Consider the following 21,453-nt stretch of genomic DNA (forward strand, 5'->3'; position numbering starts at 1 on the left):
TTGAATTACGCAACAAAGCCCAGACGATAGGCTTTGAGCTCACGATAAACAACAGCAGTGGTTGATGGTTCTGTTTTGTGAATTGCCTCCGATAAACAAAACAGAACGCCCGTTATATAGGAAAACTAATAATGAAAAAACTATATTATCCCTATTGATTTCAGGTTCAGTAGTGTCCCCAATGGCGTTAGCAATGGCTCCAAGTACCGATCTAAATTTAATGCCGTACCCGCAAACAGTCGAGCTGAAAGCTGGGCAGGTTAAGGTTGATGGCAACTTCAAGGTTTACATCAAAGGCTTTAACTCTGACCGTGTTGAATACACGGCGAAACGCTTTATTGACCGCCTTGAGCGCCAGACTGGTGTACCTATTCTAAACTGGCAGGTTGATAGCGCCGACCAAGCGAACCTGATCATTGATATCGACGCGGCGCCAAAATCTGAAGTACAAAACATTGATTCTGTGGAGTCCTACAAAATTACGACTCAGGGCGAACAAATCACGCTGAGCTCTCCAAGTCCATACGGCACAATTCACGGCATCGAAACCCTTTTACAGCTCGTTGAAACCACAGCGACTGGCTACCACATTCCTGCTGTCACGATTGTCGATGAGCCTCGCTTCCGCTGGCGTGGTGTCTCTTACGATACCTCTCGTCACTTTATCGAATTCGATGTGCTGATTCGTCAGTTAGATGCGATGGCATCGGCGAAGATGAACGTTTTCCATTGGCACTTCTGGGACGACCAAGGTATTCGCATTCAAACCGAATCATGGCCACGTTTGTGGTCTGAAACCGCTGATGGTAACTACTACACCAAAGACCAAGTCCGTTACTTAGTGGAATACGCGCGTAATCTTGGTATTCGTGTGATTCCAGAGGTGTCTCTTCCGGGTCACTCTTCTGCGGTTGCTTATGCTTACCCGCGCCTGATGTCGGGTGGTGAAGGTCAAAGCTATGAGCAAGAGCGTGGTTGGGGCGTGTTTGAACCATTAATGGACCCATTGAATCCAGAGCTCTATGAAATGCTGGGCGACGTATTTGATGAAGTGACCGAGCTGTTCCCAGACGAGTATTTCCACATCGGTGGCGATGAGCCGAACTATGCGCAGTGGAAAAACAGCGAAAAGCACCAACAGTTCATTGAAGAGAATAATATCGATGGTGAGCGTGGCCTGCAGTCTTACCTCAATGTAAAAGTTGAGAAGATGCTCGAAGAGCGCGGTAAGAAGATGACGGGTTGGGATGAGATTTGGCATAAAGATCTGCCAACTTCTATCGTGATTCAAAGCTGGCAAGGACACGACAGTATCGGTCGTGCGGCGAAAGAGGGCTACCCAGGTATTCTGTCTACGGGTTACTACCTAGACCAACCTCAGCCAACCAGTTACCACTATCGCAATGATCCAATGCCAAGTGGCATCACGGTTGACGATAAGCTGCACAGTGGTGAGAAGTTTGTGACTTACCAATGGCAAAAGCCTCGCTCTAAAGGCAGCCCACGTAAGGGAACACTGACTATCATTGAAGCGCAAGACGGTACTTTCCGCGCGTTCAGTGATTACAACGGTAAGTCTCGTGAAGAGATCTACATCCTTGATTATGTGCCGGGTAAAACCTTTGTCGGCCACTTCGATAACTTCATGTCGTATACCGAATTCAACCTGAACTTGAATCCAAATGGGTTTGCGGAAGGCAGCTATCAGTTAATTGGTAACGTGCGCTGGCCAACCACAGGCGAAGTGATTGCGAGCAGCGATGTAGAAGGCAGCGTGATCCCTGAGCCAAACGGAGGCTACCCCGCGGAGCTAACCGACAAAGAAAAAGAGCTGATTTTAGGCGGCGAGATCACCATGTGGCTAGAAAACAAAGACAGCCTCACGGTCGAAAACTACCTATGGCCTCGCAGTTATGCAATTGCAGAACGTTTCTGGTCGGATGCAGAACTGACAGACGAACGCAGTATGTATAAGCGCATGAAAGCAATGGATACATGGTCAGAAGTATCGGTAGGGCTACGTCATCACGCAGATGCTGATATGCTGTTGAAGCGCATTGCCAAAGGCCAAGATATTCACGACCTGCGCGTGCTAGCGAAATACACCGAGCCGGCTCAATACTATGCTCGCAACTGGGAAAAGTGGAACTCCACTGAACCTAAGGGCACCTTGTACAGCCAATACGAGCGCCTAAATCGCTTCGTGGATGCTTTGCCAGTAGAAAGCTACGCGGTGTATGAGATGCAAGACTTGGTCAATGAAGTGGCGACAGGCAATCAGCAGGCGCTAGAGCAACTTGCAGAGCATTATCAGCAAGCAAAATCAGCTGCACTAGCGGCGGAAACTGTCTTCGCTGGTAACGTGTCTTCGGTAGAGACTGTGGTGGTTGCAGAGAAAACCGTTGAAGTTGCAGATTTAGCATTAACTTTGATTGCTAAAGCGCAAGCTGGCGAGAAGGTAAGAGAAGCTGACGTGAATGCCTACCAAGCGATACTGTCTGATTCAGCGAAAATCTACGATGAATCGATCATCGCGATTGTGCGCCCAACAGAACTGTTGTTGAAGCAGTTAGCTGAGTAAGTCGTTAACGGATTAGTGAATAAGTCACACGCCAATAAGTGAATCAAAATCGCCCTCTGTGGGCGGTTTTTTAGTTCTAGCGCTTCAATAGAATGTGGAGTTCAAGGTCTGTGTAAGTAACTACTCACTATCGCTATTGTTTAGTGTTAACGTAAATGTCATGCCTTGGTCTGAATTGTTCTTCGCTATTAATGTGCCTTGCATATCGCGAACGTTGTTGGCTGTGATAGCCAACCCGAGCCCCAAGCCTTCGCCCATCTTTTTGTTGGTATGAAACGGTTCGAAAATGGTTTCGAGTTGATCTTCAGACACACCACAACCGTTATCTTGAACCTTGATGATCACGCGTTGTTGCTCGGTATGAGCGCTGATCACAATGGTTGCTGGTTTCTGATTCTGCGTGGCATCGACAGCGTTTCTAAGCAGGTTACCAAGCACTTGACGAAGTCGCGCCTCTTCTCCCATTACCATCGAAATATTGGAAGCGACACGCACGCGAATATCGACGTTTTCCAGTTCGGCTTGATGAATTCGCAGGGTTTCTTGCAGTGCGTCTGTCAGTGAAACTGGGTAAGGCTTTTCAAGTCTTTGGAAGGCGAACGACTTCAATTGGCTGGTCATGTTAGCCATTCTGTCGATCAGGCTCATGACTAAGTCCATGTTCGCTTTCAACATCTTGGTCTCGCCTCTTTCCATCAATAGCTGGTTACTTGAAAGTAGCGTTTTTAGGCCAGTAAGCGGCTGATTGAGTTCATGAGTAATCGCACTCGACATCCGCCCTAGTGCAGCCAGTTTGCTAGATTCGACAAGTTCTTGCTGCGCATCTTTTAGATCTTGAGTTCGCTCTTCGACCCGCAGTTGTAGCGTTTTATTGGCGTTTTGCACCGCAATTTCGGCTTTCTTACGTTTGCTGATATCGATTACGGTACACAGGTAGTAAGTCGTCGCATGCCAAGGAAAGGCGCTAATAGAGAATAAAACAGGGAAGTAGCTGCCATCGCTGCGTCTTGCCATGGTTTCGACGCTAGTTATCTCGGCCAGCTCTTGATGCTGCTCTAAGTTTTTGAGCAGTTGCAAGGTGGTTGAATTCGGGTTACCTGCCTCAAATAACTGCCACGCCTTGATGTTATTGATCATTGAATCAGATAGTGAAAAGTAGTTCTTCGCCATCAGGTTGATATCGTGAATGCGTCCGTGTTTATCGATCAGTATTAACCCAACATGGGTTTTATTGATCATCCCAGACAGTCGTTTCTCAGACTCTTCGATAAGCTTTTGGATTCTCAGATTGCTGAGCTTTTTCTGGCGTCTTTGGTAAAGAATAACCAACAGTAACAGAATGAAAAGACAGCCAACCGCCACACTCCAGCTGATCCAGTTCGTGGTCTGGTTGAGGCTGGTTAATGGCGTTAGGTAGGTTAAACGCCAATTCAGATCGTCTAACTTGATGGACTGAATTAGGTAATCTTTATCTTGCAATCGCCACACGCGAATATGGGTTTGGTCATACAGCTCACGTTTTGTCGCTGTGGGCTGAGAATTGAAGGTGTCATTGAACCAATCGGCACTCAACCTGTTGTCACTGGAGAGAAAGAACTGATCGCGAGGGTTCTGAAACAGTATCGCCTCACCATCGGCAAACCATTGATCGGTTAACAATGACAAATCGATTTGCACCGCGACAATGCCAACCACATCAGAGGCTCGATATACGGGTGCCGCTATGAAGTAATCGGGTGTCACGCCTTTGTTTTTTGTCACCACTGAAATCGCACCACCTTGTTGGTGGATCTTCGAAACAATTGTACTGGCGTTCTTATTGCTCAGTTTGCTTCTTTCAACACTCGATACCAACAAGTCCCCTTCGCCAGAAAGCAGATACCAGCCCTTGGTGTTGGCGGCTTTATCCAATTGAATCAGCTGCTTCTTAATGCGTTTTTCTAGGCGGGCTTCACCATCAATGAAGCGCACACTGGTTTCATCATTGGTTACTAGGTAGGGCAGATAATAGAAACGCTTAAGGGTTCGCCTTGCTTCGGCAATGTAGCCAAGGAAGCGCTGTTCGGCATAGCGTTGGGCTTGTTCAAGCTTCCACTGGCTGATGCCATTCTTGGTGGTGACCTGCACTAAACCAATCAATAAACAGGTACACAGGAATAACCAATATCGATTGTTATTCATCATTGCTGATCAAATCCCTTTAAAATTAGTGGCTTGCCTCTTTGAGCTAGTGGTTTGACAAGGTTTTATGTTTGCTTTTTAAGCGAATGGAGAGTGAGACAAATCGAAGCTAACAAACATTATTAAACTGTTAAAGGAGTGTTATTCAAAGTGGGAGCTAGCTCCTTTTCGTCTGAGGTTTTTTTACATACCGTGGACGATATTAATCAGATGTAGAGTGGCGGAACCAAACTATGCAGCGTATTGCTTTAATTGAAGATGACGCGATTGTGCGTCAAGCAACCAGCCAATGGTTGCAGCTGGCGGGCTTCGATGTCACCGCATTTGAAGTAGGACAAGATGCGTTAAACACCGTAGAGCAGGGTGATTTTCAAACCATTATCACCGATGTTCGTTTACCTGATATTGATGGTGTTGATCTGCTAGGGCGTTTCAAAGGTCTTGTGCCAGATGTGCCTGTTATTTTGATTACTGGCCATGGTGATGTCGATATGGCGGTGAAAGCCTTACAGCAAGGTGCCTATGACTTCATTGAGAAGCCATTCGACCCAGAGCGTCTGTCTCAAACGGTATCGGAAGCGGTAGATAAACATCAAAGTGGCCAAGACAGAAACAGTCGTCAGAACTATCTGGATAACCTTAAGGGCATTGAACAGGTGCTGATCGGTCGCAGTAAAGTGATGTGTGAACTGCGCGAGCAAATCCAGAAAGTCGCTTCCATAGACACCAACGTGATCATCTATGGTGAAACGGGTTGTGGTAAAGAGCTGGTCGCCTCTTGCTTACATGAATTCAGCCAACGTAAAACCCATCCGTTTGTTCCGCTCAACTGTGGCGCAATCCCAGAAAATCTCTTTGAAAGCGAGCTGTTTGGACACGAAGCCGGAGCGTTTACTGGTGCGGCCAAACGACGCATTGGTAAGCTGGAATTTGCCGACAAAGGCACAGTGTTCCTTGATGAAATAGAGAGTATGCCGCTGTCGATGCAGGTAAAAGTGCTGCGCACCTTGCAAGATAATGTCGTCGAACGCGTGGGGGGGAATCAGCAACAACATGTTGATCTACGAGTGGTCTCTGCCTCGAAAAGCGATCTACTGAATCACCCCGACTTTCGCCAAGATCTATTCTATCGTTTGAATGTTGCCCAGTTGCATTTGCCTCCACTCAGTGAGCGTGAAGAAGATGCCTTACTTTTGTTTGAACACTTCACCCAAGAAGCCAATTCCGAAACACGTATAGCCAGTGAGGCTGATCGCTATGCACTGCTCTCGTATGCGTGGCCGGGCAATGTGCGTGAACTGCGTAATGTTGCGATTCGTTTTGCATTGGATGAAAGCTTGACCGTTGGGGATATTTTGGCGTGTCGTCCCAATTCTGTCACAGAGTCCACAACGGCGGGCATCCCTTTGGCGGTTCAAGTACAGAGCTTTGAAAGGAAAGTGATTCATGATGCCTTAGTTCGTTATAAAGGGCGTATCAATGACGTGATGCAAGATTTGGATTTACCTCGTCGAACATTGAACCAAAAGATGGTGCGTTATGGGTTAAATCGAAGTGACTATGTTGACCCTTAGAGAGCGGCTTCATCGCAGTGCTTGTTGATTTTTAATGAGCAATAAATGGCTCATTGCATATTTATCAATTTACATACATTGATCACACAACTGCAACATGGTGTGACTTGCTTCCCGATCTACAGGTGTTAATTCCGGTAGCCGATAAGCAAAAAATGGCTTACTTAATAACAGGGGAATAAGCAAAAAACGGCTTATTTTGAATAGGTTTTAAAATAAAAGTAAATTAAAACAAATAGTTAAAAAATGGCATTACGCTTGCTATCTATTGTTGTTAACAAAAATATAACGTGAATAACCCTACATGGAGAGTAACAATGAAATACAACAAGCTGGTTAAAACTTTAGCGCTAGCAATGGCTTCTCTTGGCCTTATCAGTAATGCGTCAGCTGAAGAAGATCGCAGCTATATTTTAGCGACGGCTTCAACGGGTGGTACCTATTATCCAGTGGGTGTGGCCTTAGCGACATTGAGTAAAGTTAAGCTTGCGCCTAAGCAGCATTTTTCTTTAGCGGCTATCAGCTCTGCGGGCTCGGGTGAGAACGTAAAGTTGTTGAACGAGAACGAAGCTCAGTTCGCAATTCTACAAGGTTTGTATGGTGCTTGGGCTTGGCAGGGTTTGGGGCCATATGAGAAATCTGGCAGACAAACTCAACTGCGTTCAGTTTCCATGTTATGGCAAAATGTAGAACACTTTATTGTGCGTTCAGATCTAGCAAAAACAGGTACGGTAAGCGATCTAGAGAACCTAAACGGTAAGAAATTCTCTATCGGTAAGAAGAACTCAGGCACTGAGAATTCAGGACGCCAGATCATGCAGGGCCTATCGGTTAACCCAGAACAATTTAAACTCGCCTTTATGGGTTACGGTGGCAGTGCTAGTGCACTACAAAACGGCACGATTGATGGCATGAATACGCCTGCTGGTGTGCCTGTTGGTGCGGTAACACAAGCCTTTGCTGCCTTGGGTGAAGATATTCAAATCCTGTCGTTTACCGATGCGCAGCTCAAACAAGCGAATGGCGATTACAATATCTGGACCAAGTACGAGATCCCAGCAAACACTTATCCAGGTGTCGACAAACCAATTACTACGATTGCCCAACCTAACTTCCTAGCAGTTCGCGAAGACATTTCTGAAGACGATGTGTATCAACTGACCAAAGCTATCTATGAAAACCTACCTTTCCTACAAGGTATCCATAAAGCAACCAAAGCAATGGCACTTGAGAAAGGGATCGCAGGTCTGCCTGTTCCTCTTCACCCAGGCGCTGCACGTTATTATCGAGAGATGGGCATCGAGATCCCTTCTGAGTTGATCGTTAACTAGCTTATCTTTTGTCAGGTAACTATTGGTTCGTGAGCTAATGATTTGTCGCGAACTAGCTGTTTGTCATCAACTAACCCCTTCGTGACTTAATTGCTTGGTGCACGTTCGCTCAAGAATGTGTTCGTGCACCTCTTCACTTTATGGATTTTCTCTTCGTGTTTGCTGCGGAGAGCAGGAGTTTTCTATGAGCGATTCGCTGCAGCAGGAACTGAAAAAATTTGAACTGCCGACCCGAACGGATTTTCCGTGGGTGGGCAAAGCAATAACGACAATGGGAGTGCTCCTCTCGTTGTTACACATTTGGTTTAACACCTTATCTACCTTGCCTGAGCTTTGGATCTCGGCGACCCACTTCGCTGGCTTTGCGATCATTTGTGCACTCTGGTATCCCGCTCATATCTCGCTGAAAAATAGCAAGATAGCGCTGGCTGTCGACATCGGAATTGCCTTGGCGGCTCTGGCTTGTCTTATCTATATCCCCTTCGCAGAAGACGCCCTTTATGACCGAGGCGTAAAATTTATCGCCAGTGATTGGTTTTTCTCTATCTTGGCGATTGCCATCGTCATCGAGCTGATTAGACGCACTATGGGCTGGTTCATTCCAGTGCTTATCTTAGTGTGTTTAAGCTATGTAGTGCTTTGGGGACAATGGACCAGCGGTATTTTTCATTTTCCGGGTTTAAGCCTTGAGACGTTACTTTATCGAAGCTTTTATTCATCAGAAGGGATGTTTGGTTCGATCTCAAGAATCAGTTGGACCTTCGTGTTCATGTTCATCCTGTTTGGCGCATTTTTAGTTCGATCTGGTGTCGGCGACTACATTATTGATGTATCCCGTGCCGCGGCGGGCAAAGTGATTGGAGGCCCTGGTTTCATTGCCGTTATTGGCTCCGGCTTGATGGGCTCAGTCTCCGGGTCGAGCGTAGCAAACACAGTATCGACGGGCGTGATCAGTATTCCCTTGATGCAAAAGGCAGGTTTCCCTTCGCGCTTCGCGGCAGGTGTTGAAGCGGCTGCATCTACTGGCGGGCAGCTGATGCCACCTGTGATGGGTGCGGGCGCGTTCATCATGGCCTCTTACACGCAAATTCCTTATGTCGATATTATTGCGGTTTCCTTCGTTCCTGCGCTTATCTACTTTTTGTCTGTGGCATTCTTCGTGCGCATCGAAGCAAAACGCAGTGGTGTGCAAAAGGTGACTTCTGGCTGTGAGCCTCTATTGAAAGTATTGCTGTCGGGTTGGCACAACCTGATCCCATTAGCGGTGTTAGTCACTCTGTTGGTGAAGGGCTTTACGCCGACTTACGCTGCGGGCATCTCGATTCTGTCTGTCGTGGTGGCTTCATGGTTCTCTAAAAATCACAAAATGGGTCCAAAGGCGATCATCGAAGCGCTTTCTCAAGGCGCAAAAAACATGGCGACCACGGCTGTGTTGCTAGTGGGCATTGGTCTGGTGATCAACGTGATCAGCACGACTGGTATTGGTAACACCTTCTCGTTGATGATCAACAGCTGGGCGAACGGCGATTTGTTGGTGATGATCGCCTTAATTGCACTGGCGTCTTTGATTCTCGGTATGGGTTTACCGGTAACGGCGGCTTATATCGTGTTGGGTACTCTGTCTGCACCAGCTTTGTATAAACTGATTGCTGAAAGTCAGTTGCTCGACCTGTTGGTTTCGGGACAGTTACCGGAACAGGCGAAAGCTATCTTCATGTTGGCTGCGCCAGATAAGCTTGATTTGCTGAACGCGCCAATGGCACTTGAAACAGCCAAAGAGATGATTGCGTTAGTCCCTGCTGATTTTGTGGAAACTCTGCTTGAACAGAGCCTTGGCTTAGAAGCGATCAGCCTTGCACTGCTTTCTGCCCACTTGATCATTTTCTGGCTATCGCAAGACAGCAACGTGACTCCGCCTGTTTGTTTAACTGCATTTGCGGCTGCAACCATTGCTAAAACACCCCCGATGAGAACGGGATTAATGGCATGGAAGATAGCCAAAGGCTTGTATTTAGTACCATTGTTGATTGCCTACACTAACTTGGTAAGTTGGGATGTGATCTCCGTATTAGTCACGGGTGGCTTTGCTGTTATTGGTACTTACGCGTTTATCGCGGCGATTGAAGGTTATCTAGAGAGCGAAGTTAATATTATTACTCGAGTAGCGTTGGTTGCGGTAGGTATAGCTCTAGTATGGCCTGATGTTTCAGTCGTGATCCGTTTGGTATGTGTTGCCATTTTTGTTGGCATATTTATCTACAGCGGTCGTAAATACGATGCTAATCAAGTGAAAATGGAATCAGAAAGTGAGGAAAAAAAGTTACCTCAAACCGGGTCTAACACTGTCGCGTCTTCCCTATAATTAAAAGGATTGAATGTAGGAATATTATGAACTCAATATACGACTATATTATCGTTGGTGGCGGCATTGTTGGCGTGTCGACGGCTTGGCAATTACAGCAAGCTCACCCTGATAAAAGTATCCTTTTAGTCGAGAAGGAACGTGGTTTCGCGCAGCACCAAACTGGCCATAATAGCGGGGTGATTCATGCTGGTGTTTACTACGCTCCGGGCAGTTTAAAGGCGGATTTTTGTAAACGCGGCGTAGAGCGCACCATCGCCTTTTGTAGCCAACACGATATCCCCGTCGAAAACTGCGGTAAGTTGTTGGTCGCGACCAATGAGCAAGAAGTGGAGCGAATGAATGCGCTCTATCAGCGTTGCCACGATAATGATATTGATGTTGATTTGTTGGATCAAGCTCAGCTCAAACTTGCCGAGCCAAATATCACGGGTTTGGGTGCGATTTATGTCAAAACCACCAGTATCGTCGACTACAAAAAAGTCACCGAAGTGATGGCTCAAGAGTTTGTTGAGGCGGGTGGTAAGCTTAGCCTTGGTACGGAAGTGATCATGGCCGATGAGCAAGAAGATGAAGTGCAGTTAACGTGCAAAGTAGATGGTCAGACTCTTCAACTGAACAGTCGATTCTTGATCACGTGTTCTGGCTTGATGGCCGATAGAATGACCAAGATGTTAGACATCGAAACCGACTTCCAAATCGTGCCTTATCGCGGTGAGTATTATCAGTTAGACGCTAAGCACAACCAAGTGGTGAATCATCTTATCTATCCGATCCCTGACCCAGAACTGCCTTTCTTGGGCGTGCATTTAACACGCATGATTGATGGCTCCGTAACAGTAGGGCCAAATGCAGTTCAAGGCTGGAAGCGAGAAGGTTATGGCAAGCTTAACTTTAGCTTCAAGGACACTTGGCAGATGCTGAGCTTTGTGGGTTTTTGGAAAGTGACTGCGAATCACTTGAAAACGGGTTTGGTCGAGTTTAAGAACTCGTGGTGGAAACCGGGATATCTAAAGCTAGTGAACAAATACTGCCCGAGTATTACGGTTGATGATTTTAAGCCTTATCCTGCTGGGATTCGTGCTCAAGCGGTACTGAAGGATGGCACCTTGGTCCATGATTTCCTGTTTGCCGAAAGCCCAAGAAGCTTACATGTATGTAACGCGCCATCACCGGCTGCGACCTCTGCAATGCCGATTGGTGAGTACATCTGTGGCAAGGTAATGAAAAAGACGGCTTGATGATAACTAAAGGTTATTAAGTTGAGATGCTCTCCGAAGACAATAAAAAATCCGCAAGCTCCAATCTATTTATGATCGTGGGCTTGCGGATTTTTAGTTTTAGCCGTGTTTGCTAGGTTTAATTGTTAGTCAATTAACCAACCTTAAAGCCAATCAGGAACGAAGTTAGCGACGATGGTGACATCACTAAAGTTACGGTAACCGCGCACCATGATGCTGAATTCACCCGCTGGCTTGTTCAATACACACTGTTCGTTGCTGCTGTTCTGGTATGGGCGGCAGTCGTAGTTCGCTTTCGATACGGTGCCGTTGTGTTTCACATATAAGTCGGCATCGCCACTTCGAGGGCCGGTTAATGTTACCGTTAACTGACCTGCACTTTGAGTCGTAAATGTGAAGAACTGCTCTTCACCATATCCTGCAGTAAGTCCTTTAACAGGCACGCCATTTTGCAGCTCTTTAGGGCCTGCAACGGGTGAATCAAGGCTGGTTTCGACAAGGTAAGCAATGGCTAGTTTGGCGAACTTGGTCGCGTGTGTCGCCGTAGGATCGGAGTTCTCAAGCGTGTCGTGCTCAGTGTGAATACTTGGGTTGTAATCATTGAACATGCTTTCGAATGGCATGGCAGCTGGGTAGCCAACATTGTGCCAAGAGGCGTGGTCAGAACAGGCATAGCCACAATCATCGAAACCGTAACTGATGTCGCTCGCGTAAGTGTCGATCAGCTCGCTTAAATAGGCGGTGAGGTTGCTGTCGGTGTAGTCTGTGATGAAGGTGATATCGTGCGCTGAACCGTTGTAGTTGGTCATGTCTAATTGCAATACCGATACAACGTTGGCTTGCTCATCTCTTAAAGCGTTGGCGACATCTTGTGAGCCACGTAGCCCTACTTCTTCAGCAGCATAACCATAGAACTTAATGGTTTTGTCTGGTTGAATACCACTGGCGATCATCAGGCGAAGCGACTCTGTTACCGTTGCAATGCCAGACGCATCATCATCGGCTCCCGGTGAGATGGTGCCTTCGCTTGTCCAAGATCCAACGGTCGAATCAAGGTGTCCACCAACCACGACGATCTCTTCAGGATATTTAGCGCCAAGCAGTGTCACTTCAACGGATTTCTGTGGGTATTCGGCATGCGTGATCTGGCGTGCAGACGCATACGGCACATCTTTAATTTCCGTCTCCCAACGTTCTAAAAGCCAATCTGAAGCAGCGACACCAGTAGAAGTAGTATAAAAACGGTTGGTGAAGTTGGTTAGATTTTCGATGGTCGTGACCATGTTGTTCGGCTCGACCTGAGCGAGTAGGTCGTTCACTGTGTCTTGATGGCTGATCACCGGCTTTTCGAAGGTGCTCATTGTCAATGGCATCGCTGCGGCTTTGAGTGCGCTTGCTTTGTCTTCGTGCACCATGTAGCCACCACAACGGTGAGTTTCTTCGTGCATGTGGCTGGAGAGTTTCGCGAGCTCTTTCTGGTTGATTTTCGCGACGATGGAATGCTTGTTTCCTGTCACGCCTGGGTAAACCGTTGCGCCATGTTGAGTCATAATATGTTGTGCGTCCGCATCGGTGGTGATCCACACCTCTTCGTTCGCTGGTGGTGTGATACCTAGGGATGCGTAAGCCGCAGTACTGTTGATTAGGGTTAACGATCCCCCGAGCACAGCTAAAGCTAGCATGCTTTTTTGAATAGCCATTTGTCGTCCTTTTTATGGTGAGTATTGTTATGTTGATGGGTTCGATTTTTGTGTAATGCGTAGGTTTTTCATGTAGACGTTTCATTCGCTAAATAGCTCATTGCCAAATAGCGAAAAGGGCTCCTATAAGGAGCCCTGAATCTACTTTCGATTATTGAGTTTTAATGAAACGGTAATGCTTGGTTTCTGAACAGATATCGCTTGAGGTACACACTTGGTACCCCACATCCACTGTGCCGTTGTGACGGAACTTGTCGACGTATGAGTTGAAGTCTGTAGCACCAACATTCTTGCCATTACGCTTAATCACGAAGTAGTCATTGGTGTCGTAATCCCATGCCAGCTTAACGCGCGCCTTACCGTTCGGATTTTTGTTACCAAACTTCAGTTTTAGTGGGAAGCCTTCCGCAGAGTCACCTTCAATCGTGATCGACTTGCTTGTTGATGTTGCAACGCCTGCATCGTCAGTCACGGTCAGAGTCACCACGTAGTCGCCAGCTTCAGCGTAGGTATAACGAGCCACTTCACCGGTTTGTGTGTTGCCATCGCCAAGGTTCCAGTGGTAAGAAACGATTTGACCATCGCTGTCTGAACTTGTGCTGCGTAGCTCGACTTCTTTACCGACAATCGTGTGTTCGAAAGAAGAGACGGGCGGCACGTTAGCGCTGCCTGATTCGTACGACGCTTTCAGATTTGCACCTGCGTAATCTGAGTAACCTAGAACGTTAACCGTGTAACGACCTGCGGTTGGGTTTTCAATCACACACACTTCATCGGTCACGGTTTCGCTCTTACAGATATTCTCTTGAGAGCTTGGCGCATAATCTAGGCCGACATAAATATCTGGGTCACCCGTAGAGACAGCAAGATCAATCGTCAGCTTCTCTTGACCTGATGGTACTTCGATATCAAAGTAAGTTTTCGAACCTGTTTCACCAGCAACTGCGGCTTCGACACCATTTTCAAGGCGTTGGTATTCCGGTTCTGGTGGAAGTGGTGGTTCGCCACACGGTGACACACCCACTAAGTTAAACGCAGAAACAACATCATCGGCACTGTAGCCAAGGTCGGTTGCTGAGTTTTTCACGCCACAAGCACCCTGCCAGAAGTCGCTGTTTTCAGACCAGTAGATCTGGTTGGCTAACACGAACAGTTCGAACGCTTTCTTGGTATCCCAACCTTGTGTGGTTGCAAGATGGTAGAACGCCTTGTTGAACACGCCAGAGCTGTAGTGCACGTTTAAGCCATCGTAGTACTCGGATGCATTGTTGATTGAAGAGCCATCGCGTGATGGATCGTCCATGTAACGCAGTGCACCTTCGCCTTTAAAGATATTGCGTCCGACCATCCAGTCGTTGGTGCCTTTCATGTAGTATTCAGCCGCTTCACCCGCCATGTCCGAGAATGCTTCGTTCATACCGCCGGATTGGTTTGCGTATATCAAACCTGAGTTTTGCTCAGTGAAACCGTGGCTCACTTCATGGGCTGATACATCTAGGCTAACAAGCGGGTAAAAGAAGCTTTCACCATCACCAAACGTCATGGCTCTGCCGTCCCAAAATGCATTCTCGTAGTTTTCACCGTAGTGAACACGCATCATGAGCTTGAAGGAGAGTGGCGCTGTGTCGAACCAGTTTTTATACATATCGAACACGATGTTGCCAAAGTAATGGGCATCGTTGAGTGGTGAGAATGCGCCGTTGACGGCTTTATATTCGTTACGAGGACATTCATAGCTGTAAGTGGTGTCGCCGTCGGTCGCTCCATTAAGGTCAACGGTAACGACATTTTCAGACTCCATTACACACTCTGTGCCCACTTCTTGAACATCAAGGTAGTGGTAGTCGGTGCCGTATTCGTACATGCCGGTTTTTTCGTTGCCGCCAGGGCCAGTACCGATCTGAGCATGGGCAATACCTTCCCAGCGGTCGATGACTTCGCCTGTGTGCGCGTCTAGCATGGTGAACGGTCGAGTCGGCTGTTCACTGCCTTCTACTAGGTAAGAGACAACGTACACTAGTCGTGTTTTATCTACGCTTTGCTGTCCGATGCCTTGCTTCACAGAGCCTTGATAGATAAATAGCTGATGTTGAACGTTGTCTAGAGATTTGCTGGTTAAGCCTTGAGTCTTTAGATCTTTACTTGCGAGTTCAACCGCTTGAGCGCTGTTGATTGATGGCTTAACAAAAGATCGCTCTAAGGTCGTTGTTTTAAGGTAGCGACCTTGAACGGACTTAAGTGCGCCACCTTGGACACTTTGGGTGGCATTTAGGTAATGTCCCCATACCGGTGTTCCCCAGATGTTCTGCTGGATCTTAACTTTATAGATACCACGCTTTTTCAGGTTTACTTCTTTCACCATCTTGAAGCTAGAGGCGTTACTGACTCCTAACTGAGCGTTTAACCCAGAGAAGCTAGTAAAGTTGATCGGTTGATCGATTTGAACGGATTCACTTGCATGTACTGATAAAGACATAGCACTGGCTATAGCAACGGCAACTAAACGCTTTTTCATTTTCATTGTTATTTTCTCTTTCCATGTAAAATCCATGAAAACGTAACAAAATTATCACAACGAATTTACATCATTCGATCTGATTAATTAGTAGCATGGCAATGATCTCTTTTATTCATGAAACTTATATTTCTCGTATTTACAGATAGTTATCATTTCTGTTTATTTTTGAACGCACCTATATGTTTATTTATAAAATCGTGACACTTTTATTAAGTGTTTATTTCTCTTGGAAATTAAGATTTTCGAGTAAATTGATCTGTGCCTCAATTAACGGATTCTGGGTTGATAGAAGGATCAACGATTTGAAAGTGTCACTTTAAACAGAAGGCCATTTAGCGAATTTAGGGGCAATTTTGATAAGAAATCGAAGACTTTTCGGCTTATTTTTCGAATTGTTAGTTAAAAGAGGGAAGGGGAATCGGGCACTTGTTTGGCACAGAGCACAAAAACGGCTGGATGGAAAAAGCCAGCGACGGGTCACTGGCTTAGATTAACTTAGTTTGTGCAGGCTACTGATTAAAGGTACGTAACTAGTACACTTAGCTATGGTTTGCGACTAAAGCGAATTACTGCTTTTTACCGCCAACTTGTACGTAGTCGATACCGATAATACGGTTGATGATACCCAGAACAGAGCTCGTATCAGAGTTTGTTGAGCGAATCGTATCAACCGTTGCACCTTCAGGTACTAATTCCATTGCGCGGTCTTGAGTGTTACCTGGCACTTGGAAACCGACAATGTTGAAGCTCTCTGCGTGCGCTGTGTACACTTCTTCGTTGTGGCTGATACCAGAACAACCCGCTAGAGAAACAATGCCTAAAACAACTAATAACTTTTTCATAAAAATACCTTAAGAATGATTGGAACCGAGATGGCAAGCCACAAAAGCAGTGTCGTGATTATCAAGATTCAATAAGTTCATGGGAGACAGCATCTCCCGACCGATGTTGAACATTATTCCAGAGGTGTTTTGTAGTTACTGTATGGGTTTGTCAGCTGAATCATTACACAGCTGAATGGTAATGGTGAATACCGCACCCTTTAAGGCTTGGCTCTGACCTACCTCCACGGTAGCGCCGTGTTGAGCACAGATCTTCTCGACGATAGACAGCCCTAAACCATGGCCGCTCTTGGCTTTGTTACGCGCTTTGTCGCCAACGTAAAAGGGTTCGAACAGGCGAGCTTGATGTTCTTGAGCCACACCATCACCGTCATCGTGTACCGCAATCTGTAGCTGATCTTGATGCACGGTCGCTGCAATCGACACTTGTGAGCGTGCGAATTTCATTGCGTTACGCACTAGGTTATCTAGTGCTCGGTTAAATAGCGTTTCATCCGCCATTATTGAGCTAGGTTGCTCTGGTAGCGATAGGTCGATGTTGAGCTGAGTGTCTTTGTTCCAACGCGCCATTGCGTGGTCGAGAAAGTCTCGAATCTCTAATGGCTTTTTTAAGTTTTCTAGGTCAGTGCTATCGAGTTTGGCGTAATACAATAGTTCATCGACCATCTTTTCCATCTCTTCCGTGTCTTCGACAATACTCTCAATCGTGCTTTCTTGCTCTGCGTTTAGCTGGGTGTCTTTCAACATTTCAGCTTGCCACTGAATACGGAATATTGGCGTGCGCAGTTCATGAGCGACAGCATTAGTGAGTGAGCGATTACTTTCTACCAAGCGATGAATTCGGTCGGCCATTAGGTTGAAGGATTTGTTCAGTGAACCAATCGCAATACCACTTGAAGTCTCGGCTCGTGTCGAGAGATCGCCCTCCGCAAAACGCAGAGTGGCAGCCTCAAGCTTTTTAACTCGGCGGAAGATAATAAATAGATGACATAACCCATATAAGATAAAGCTCGCTAAAAAGAACAACCAAATGAGGTCATCCTCCAACTCTATTTTTTGCCTAACGAACGCTTCACTGTTGGGGAGGTAGTGATAGGTATTGTCACTGCTTGCTAAGCGAAACCATAGGTCCCGTTCATCATCGTGAAAAACAAAGGTATTCGGATTCGTGCTGAAGAACTCTGAAACGGGGCCTGGTATTTCATCGTCTGGGCTGAACGTAACCAATTTATTTCGTGTGGTTTCTACAAACTGGTTTATCGCTTGATGAGCCGCTTCAAGGCCTTGATTTTTAGCGATGTTCTCGATCAATTGCTGGTGGGCAGCCGCTTCGTAATCTTCCAGTACGTATTCGTAGTCGGTATTGAGCTGATAGACGCTAATCTCGTAGGCGACAAGGCCGGCCATAAAGCAAACTAACAGCCCTATTAAGGACTCCAAAAAGATACGTCGCATAATCGCTCTCTTTTATTACGCTCGTATTGAGCGAGGTTAACGCCAGGCGGTCGAAACAAATAAGTAACCCTTCCCGCGAATGGTCTGAATTTTCTCTGCTGGTGTGTGGTCGTCGCCCAAAATCTTTCTTAGACGTACAACCTTGTTGTCAATCGTTCGATCGATTCCGTCGTACTCAATACCACGCAGCGTTTGTGTCAAATAGTCACGTGATAGCGGAGTATCAGGGTTACTTGCTAATAACCACAATAGGTCAAACTCGCTGTCAGTTAGTGATAAAACGGCACCTGAAAGTTCACACTTCTTATAGGTGTTTTTCAGAACTAGTTGATCGAACTGAAGGGTGTCTGAGTCATCGACTGAAGCCGTATTGGTGTCTTGGCGGCGTAATAGTGAACGAACTCTGGCCAGCAGAACTCTTGGTTTGATTGGCTTGGTGACATAGTCATCAGCGCCTGTCTCTAAGCCTGCGACGTGGTCGAAATCATCATCGCTGGCGGTGAGCATTAAAATCTTACCTTTAAAGAGGGTGCGCGTCTGTCGGCAGATTGTAAGTCCATCAGTTACAGGAAGCATCAAATCCAGCAGTACGATGTCAGGTTGCTCCGTGAGGATGGTGTGTGCGGCATCACTGCCATCGTCCAACACCGTGACATCAAAATCTTGCGCGACGAAGTAGTCCTGCAACATTTTCTGAAGTTTCAAATCGTCTTCCACGATGATCATTTTAGGTTTTGTCATTCCATTATCAGCCTTGTCGTGCGTTTCACTTATTGAGATTAGGTGAGCGAGTCTTCGTCGTGATGAACCATTACGATTATACGCTATTGCATATAAGTTCAGATGCTTCGCCAAATACCTAAAGCGAATGATTAAACACTTTATAAGTTAGTTCAATGATGAATTGGCATTTATAGGAAAATAAAAAACATCGTTCAAATAGGCTCGACATTCTCATACATTTCCACGACAGATAAATTCAGCGCTAAACAATAGAATTTTCCCATCAAACATTTTGGGAATAACGGTATGAACGACTATAGAAATGCATTACTGGCGTTACCTTTGATTCTGTTAGCGGGCTGTAATTCAAGCTCTAACTCAGGTAAAGCTGCCACCAAAGTGCAAGCAAAACCTCAAGCGGATTACGTATTTTCATCAGCGAAACTGGGTGAGTTGTATAAAGAGCGACAAGAGGTCCAAGAATCCATAAAACTTGATTACAACGGTGTGCAGTATGAAATCGTTCTGTTTGTGGAAGATATTAGTGATAAGCAAAAAGTGGTTAGGCTTGCGGATAGTTTAGGTCAAAGTGTGGATCTGTACCTCCCTGATGCAGGATTTGATAGCTGCGGTATCTACACAGAGAGCAAGGGTTTGGACGTGTTTGATTGTGGTGCGGCTCAACGCTCAATCGGCAATGACACCACGTTAATTAACACGACGACGAATACTCATAAGCCCGTCGAGCTTGAGTATCACAATGAACTGGTTCAATACGTGACTAGCCTTGGGTCTACCATTCTGAGTAACACTAAAAGTGGGAACAAGGTAACGATAACCACCTCGTTTGCTTTCAACGCTTTTTACCGTGATGTGCTCAACGAGACTGGCGCTGTTGATCGCATTACTTCCACTCTAGGCGCATCAACCTATTCTCAGCTTTTTGATATCGTGAAATTGTATCAAGGCAGTGAGATGACGTTGAAGTTTACCAACCATATTGGTGGAAGTGCCGACGATGATATCAATATGTACACCGGTCGCATGATCCACAGTAACAACATGACGACGATCGTAACGCCTACGGGGTCGGTGTTCTCTGGCGGCACGGATCTTTTCGCTGCGGGTAACCCACGAGTTTTGCAACGAGCAGATACCACTAAAGCCATTGAGCTCAATAAGCAGGTTGGTGTGCACAGTTGGGCTGAGGATGATAAAACAGCCAAAGACTTCCCATACACGAACGAAAGCCATCGCAAGCAAGCGACCTACTTTAAAAAGGTAATGGGAGACAAAGGAATCGACTTCTATATCTTCACGTTGGATTCTGCTCCGGCTTCTGGCGAACACTGGGTGACTAAGGCTGAGTCAGATAAATACGGTTTTATCACACGCATTGAGTAGCTTAGGCTCGCATTAAAAATTAGGTGTGTATGTTGAAAGGTTGGTTGTGCTTTGTCATCACCAGCCTTTTTTTGTTCTGGAATTGAAGGCGGTACCGCTTGTGATGCTCATTAATTCAACGAGAAAACATGGATGTGAGTAAAAACCGCATTTATTCGCTAAGTAACAACTAATTTCTGCAGATTTGGTTTTTAGAAAGCACAATCACAGCACTTTTTTGACGATAGCATTTATTATCCGCAACCTTACTGGCCAATAGGTTTCTATAATCTAACGATGTAAGGAGCATGTGAATGACTAATAAGGACGATCATTTATGCAGTTACTGGCAGGCAATCTGACACACTACGCTAATCCCCAAGCACGCCGTGAATTGGAATACTCAAGTGAGCAGCGTGACATTTTAAGTGTCGCGAACTCTCAACAGGCGATTAAAGATATTTCTCAATGGCCAGGTTACTCTGTGACTCCTTTGCATGAACTGAATGCTATCTCTGCTGAGATCGGCGTAAACAAGTTTTGGTACAAAGATGAATCGCAGCGTTTTGGCTTAAAGAGTTTTAAAGCTCTGGGCGGCGCTTATGCGGTGGCTCGTCAGCTTCAGATTGAAATCGCTAATCGCTATGGGAAGAATCCGACCATCAGTGAGCTGCTCAACGGTGAATGGAAATCAGAAGTTGCTGAGATCGTTGTTAGTTGTGCAACTGACGGAAACCATGGCCGTTCCGTGGCATGGGGCGCTCAGATGTTTGGTTGTGGTTGTGTGATTTATATTCACCGCGATGTGTCTGAAGGGCGCAAACAAGCGATGGAAGCGTTCGGTGCAGAAGTGGTTCGCATTACAGGTAATTACGATGAATCGGTTCGTTTGGCCGATTCTGAAGCCAAAGCGAAAAACCGCGTGATTGTGTCGGATACCTCTTATGAAGGTTACATGGAAATCCCGAAGGATGTGGCACTTGGCTACACAGTGATGTTGGCTGAAATTGTCGAGCAATTGGATGGTGAAATCCCAACACATGTCTTCGTACAAGGCGGTGTAGGTGGTTTGGCATCAGCCGTCTGTGGTTACTTCTGGGATTTGTGGGGCGCTGAGCGTCCACGTTTTGTAATCGTAGAACCTGAGCAGGCCAACTGTTTGCAGAAGAGTGCTCAAGCGGGCAAGCCCGTTGTAGTTACCGGCGATCTAGAGACACTGATGGCAGGCCTTGCCTGTGGTGAGGTTTCAAGCTTGGCGTGGACGATTCTACAAAATGGCGCTGATGATTTCATGACGCTGAGTGAAGAGGCGATCCCGCAAGCGATGCGTATGTTGGCGAGTGGCGAGCAAACGGAAGCGGCGATAGAAGGGGGCGAATCTGCAGTTCCAGGGTTTTCCGCAGTGATCATCGCTAAACAAGAGCCGAATTTCGCTGAAAAACTGAATTTAACTCAAGACAGTCGAGTGCTAGTAATTGGTACTGAAGGGGCAACGGACCCGGATCTCTACCAACAAATCATCGACAACAAAATCTAATAACGAAAGTACATAGTTAGCAGTT

13 protein-coding genes are annotated in these 21,453 nt (G+C 46.3%); 7 read left to right on the top strand and 6 right to left on the bottom strand.

Annotation, left to right across the window (positions count from 1 at the left end; genetic code table 11):
• The first annotated feature begins 193 nt into the window (after positions 1-193).
• On the top strand, positions 194-2,581 hold the full coding sequence (locus AB4263_RS16515) for a family 20 glycosylhydrolase (RefSeq protein WP_372098543.1): 2,388 nt from the start codon (positions 194-196) through the stop codon (positions 2,579-2,581).
• A 120-nt stretch (positions 2,582-2,701) separates the two neighbouring features.
• Here the strand turns inward: AB4263_RS16515 and AB4263_RS16520 are convergent, their stop codons facing one another.
• Positions 2,702-4,765 (bottom strand): ATP-binding protein, encoded by a 2,064-nt coding sequence (locus AB4263_RS16520; protein ID WP_017065171.1) that lies wholly within the window; start codon positions 4,763-4,765, stop codon positions 2,702-2,704.
• Positions 4,766-4,995: 230 nt separating this feature from the next.
• Between AB4263_RS16520 and AB4263_RS16525 the strand changes: the two genes are divergently transcribed.
• The 4 genes from AB4263_RS16525 to lhgO all read left to right on the top strand — a co-directional run bounded on the left by AB4263_RS16525 (position 4,996) and on the right by lhgO (position 11,270).
• Positions 4,996-6,336: a sigma-54-dependent transcriptional regulator gene (locus AB4263_RS16525; protein ID WP_372098544.1), complete on the top strand. Its 1,341-nt coding sequence runs from the start codon at positions 4,996-4,998 to the stop codon at positions 6,334-6,336.
• Between the two features lie 317 nt (positions 6,337-6,653).
• Positions 6,654-7,667, top strand: coding sequence for a TAXI family TRAP transporter solute-binding subunit (locus AB4263_RS16530; RefSeq protein ID WP_372098545.1), 1,014 nt, complete (start codon positions 6,654-6,656; stop codon positions 7,665-7,667).
• A gap of 184 nt (positions 7,668-7,851) precedes the next feature.
• Positions 7,852-10,029 carry a TRAP transporter permease gene (locus tag AB4263_RS16535; RefSeq protein ID WP_017061065.1) on the top strand — a complete coding sequence of 726 codons (2,178 nt, stop codon included), beginning with the start codon at positions 7,852-7,854 and terminating at the stop codon, positions 10,027-10,029.
• Between the two features lie 26 nt (positions 10,030-10,055).
• On the top strand, positions 10,056-11,270 hold the full coding sequence (gene lhgO, locus AB4263_RS16540; protein ID WP_065584461.1) for an L-2-hydroxyglutarate oxidase: 1,215 nt from the start codon (positions 10,056-10,058) through the stop codon (positions 11,268-11,270).
• A 143-nt stretch (positions 11,271-11,413) separates the two neighbouring features.
• On the opposite strand, the gene AB4263_RS16545 is transcribed toward lhgO, so the two are convergent.
• The 5 genes from AB4263_RS16545 to AB4263_RS16565 form a co-directional block, all read right to left on the bottom strand.
• On the bottom strand, positions 11,414-12,970 hold the full coding sequence (locus tag AB4263_RS16545; RefSeq protein WP_372098546.1) for a M28 family metallopeptidase: 1,557 nt from the start codon (positions 12,968-12,970) through the stop codon (positions 11,414-11,416).
• 151 nt (positions 12,971-13,121) lie between these two features.
• Positions 13,122-15,491: a M4 family metallopeptidase gene (locus tag AB4263_RS16550; RefSeq protein ID WP_372098547.1), complete on the bottom strand. Its 2,370-nt coding sequence runs from the start codon at positions 15,489-15,491 to the stop codon at positions 13,122-13,124.
• A gap of 563 nt (positions 15,492-16,054) precedes the next feature.
• Entirely contained in the window at positions 16,055-16,330 is a 276-nt protein-coding gene (locus tag AB4263_RS16555) for a hypothetical protein (RefSeq protein ID WP_017065177.1), read from the bottom strand.
• Between the two features lie 135 nt (positions 16,331-16,465).
• Positions 16,466-17,785 (bottom strand): sensor histidine kinase, encoded by a 1,320-nt coding sequence (locus AB4263_RS16560; protein WP_372098548.1) that lies wholly within the window; start codon positions 17,783-17,785, stop codon positions 16,466-16,468.
• A gap of 36 nt (positions 17,786-17,821) precedes the next feature.
• On the bottom strand, positions 17,822-18,526 hold the full coding sequence (locus tag AB4263_RS16565; RefSeq protein WP_372098549.1) for a response regulator: 705 nt from the start codon (positions 18,524-18,526) through the stop codon (positions 17,822-17,824).
• 288 nt (positions 18,527-18,814) lie between these two features.
• On the opposite strand from AB4263_RS16565, the gene AB4263_RS16570 reads away from it, so the two are divergent.
• Entirely contained in the window at positions 18,815-19,912 is a 1,098-nt protein-coding gene (locus tag AB4263_RS16570; RefSeq protein WP_372098550.1) for an alpha/beta hydrolase, read from the top strand.
• A gap of 316 nt (positions 19,913-20,228) precedes the next feature.
• A complete protein-coding gene (locus AB4263_RS16575; protein ID WP_372098551.1) occupies positions 20,229-21,428 on the top strand; it encodes a diaminopropionate ammonia-lyase in 1,200 nt (399 codons plus the stop codon).
• Positions 21,429-21,453 lie beyond the last annotated feature (25 nt).

Source organism: Vibrio sp. 10N.261.55.C5 (genome assembly GCF_041470505.1).
Classification (GTDB): Bacteria; Pseudomonadota; Gammaproteobacteria; order Enterobacterales; family Vibrionaceae; genus Vibrio; species Vibrio crassostreae_C.

Bases quoted from the DNA above. Each gene is read 5' to 3' on its own strand.
- AB4263_RS16535 (WP_017061065.1), top strand. From the start codon at position 7,852: ATGAGCGATTCGCTGCAGCAGGAACTGAAAAAATTTGAACTGCCGACC.
- AB4263_RS16555 (WP_017065177.1), bottom strand. From the start codon at position 16,330: ATGAAAAAGTTATTAGTTGTTTTAGGCATTGTTTCTCTAGCGGGTTGT.
- AB4263_RS16545 (WP_372098546.1), bottom strand. From the start codon at position 12,970: ATGGCTATTCAAAAAAGCATGCTAGCTTTAGCTGTGCTCGGGGGATCG.
- AB4263_RS16515 (WP_372098543.1), top strand. From the start codon at position 194: ATGGCTCCAAGTACCGATCTAAATTTAATGCCGTACCCGCAAACAGTC.
- AB4263_RS16520 (WP_017065171.1), bottom strand. From the start codon at position 4,765: ATGATGAATAACAATCGATATTGGTTATTCCTGTGTACCTGTTTATTG.
- AB4263_RS16525 (WP_372098544.1), top strand. From the start codon at position 4,996: ATGCAGCGTATTGCTTTAATTGAAGATGACGCGATTGTGCGTCAAGCA.
- AB4263_RS16530 (WP_372098545.1), top strand. From the start codon at position 6,654: ATGAAATACAACAAGCTGGTTAAAACTTTAGCGCTAGCAATGGCTTCT.
- lhgO (WP_065584461.1), top strand. From the start codon at position 10,056: ATGAACTCAATATACGACTATATTATCGTTGGTGGCGGCATTGTTGGC.
- AB4263_RS16570 (WP_372098550.1), top strand. From the start codon at position 18,815: ATGAACGACTATAGAAATGCATTACTGGCGTTACCTTTGATTCTGTTA.
- AB4263_RS16575 (WP_372098551.1), top strand. From the start codon at position 20,229: ATGCAGTTACTGGCAGGCAATCTGACACACTACGCTAATCCCCAAGCA.
- AB4263_RS16560 (WP_372098548.1), bottom strand. From the start codon at position 17,785: ATGCGACGTATCTTTTTGGAGTCCTTAATAGGGCTGTTAGTTTGCTTT.
- AB4263_RS16565 (WP_372098549.1), bottom strand. From the start codon at position 18,526: ATGACAAAACCTAAAATGATCATCGTGGAAGACGATTTGAAACTTCAG.
- AB4263_RS16550 (WP_372098547.1), bottom strand. From the start codon at position 15,491: ATGAAAATGAAAAAGCGTTTAGTTGCCGTTGCTATAGCCAGTGCTATG.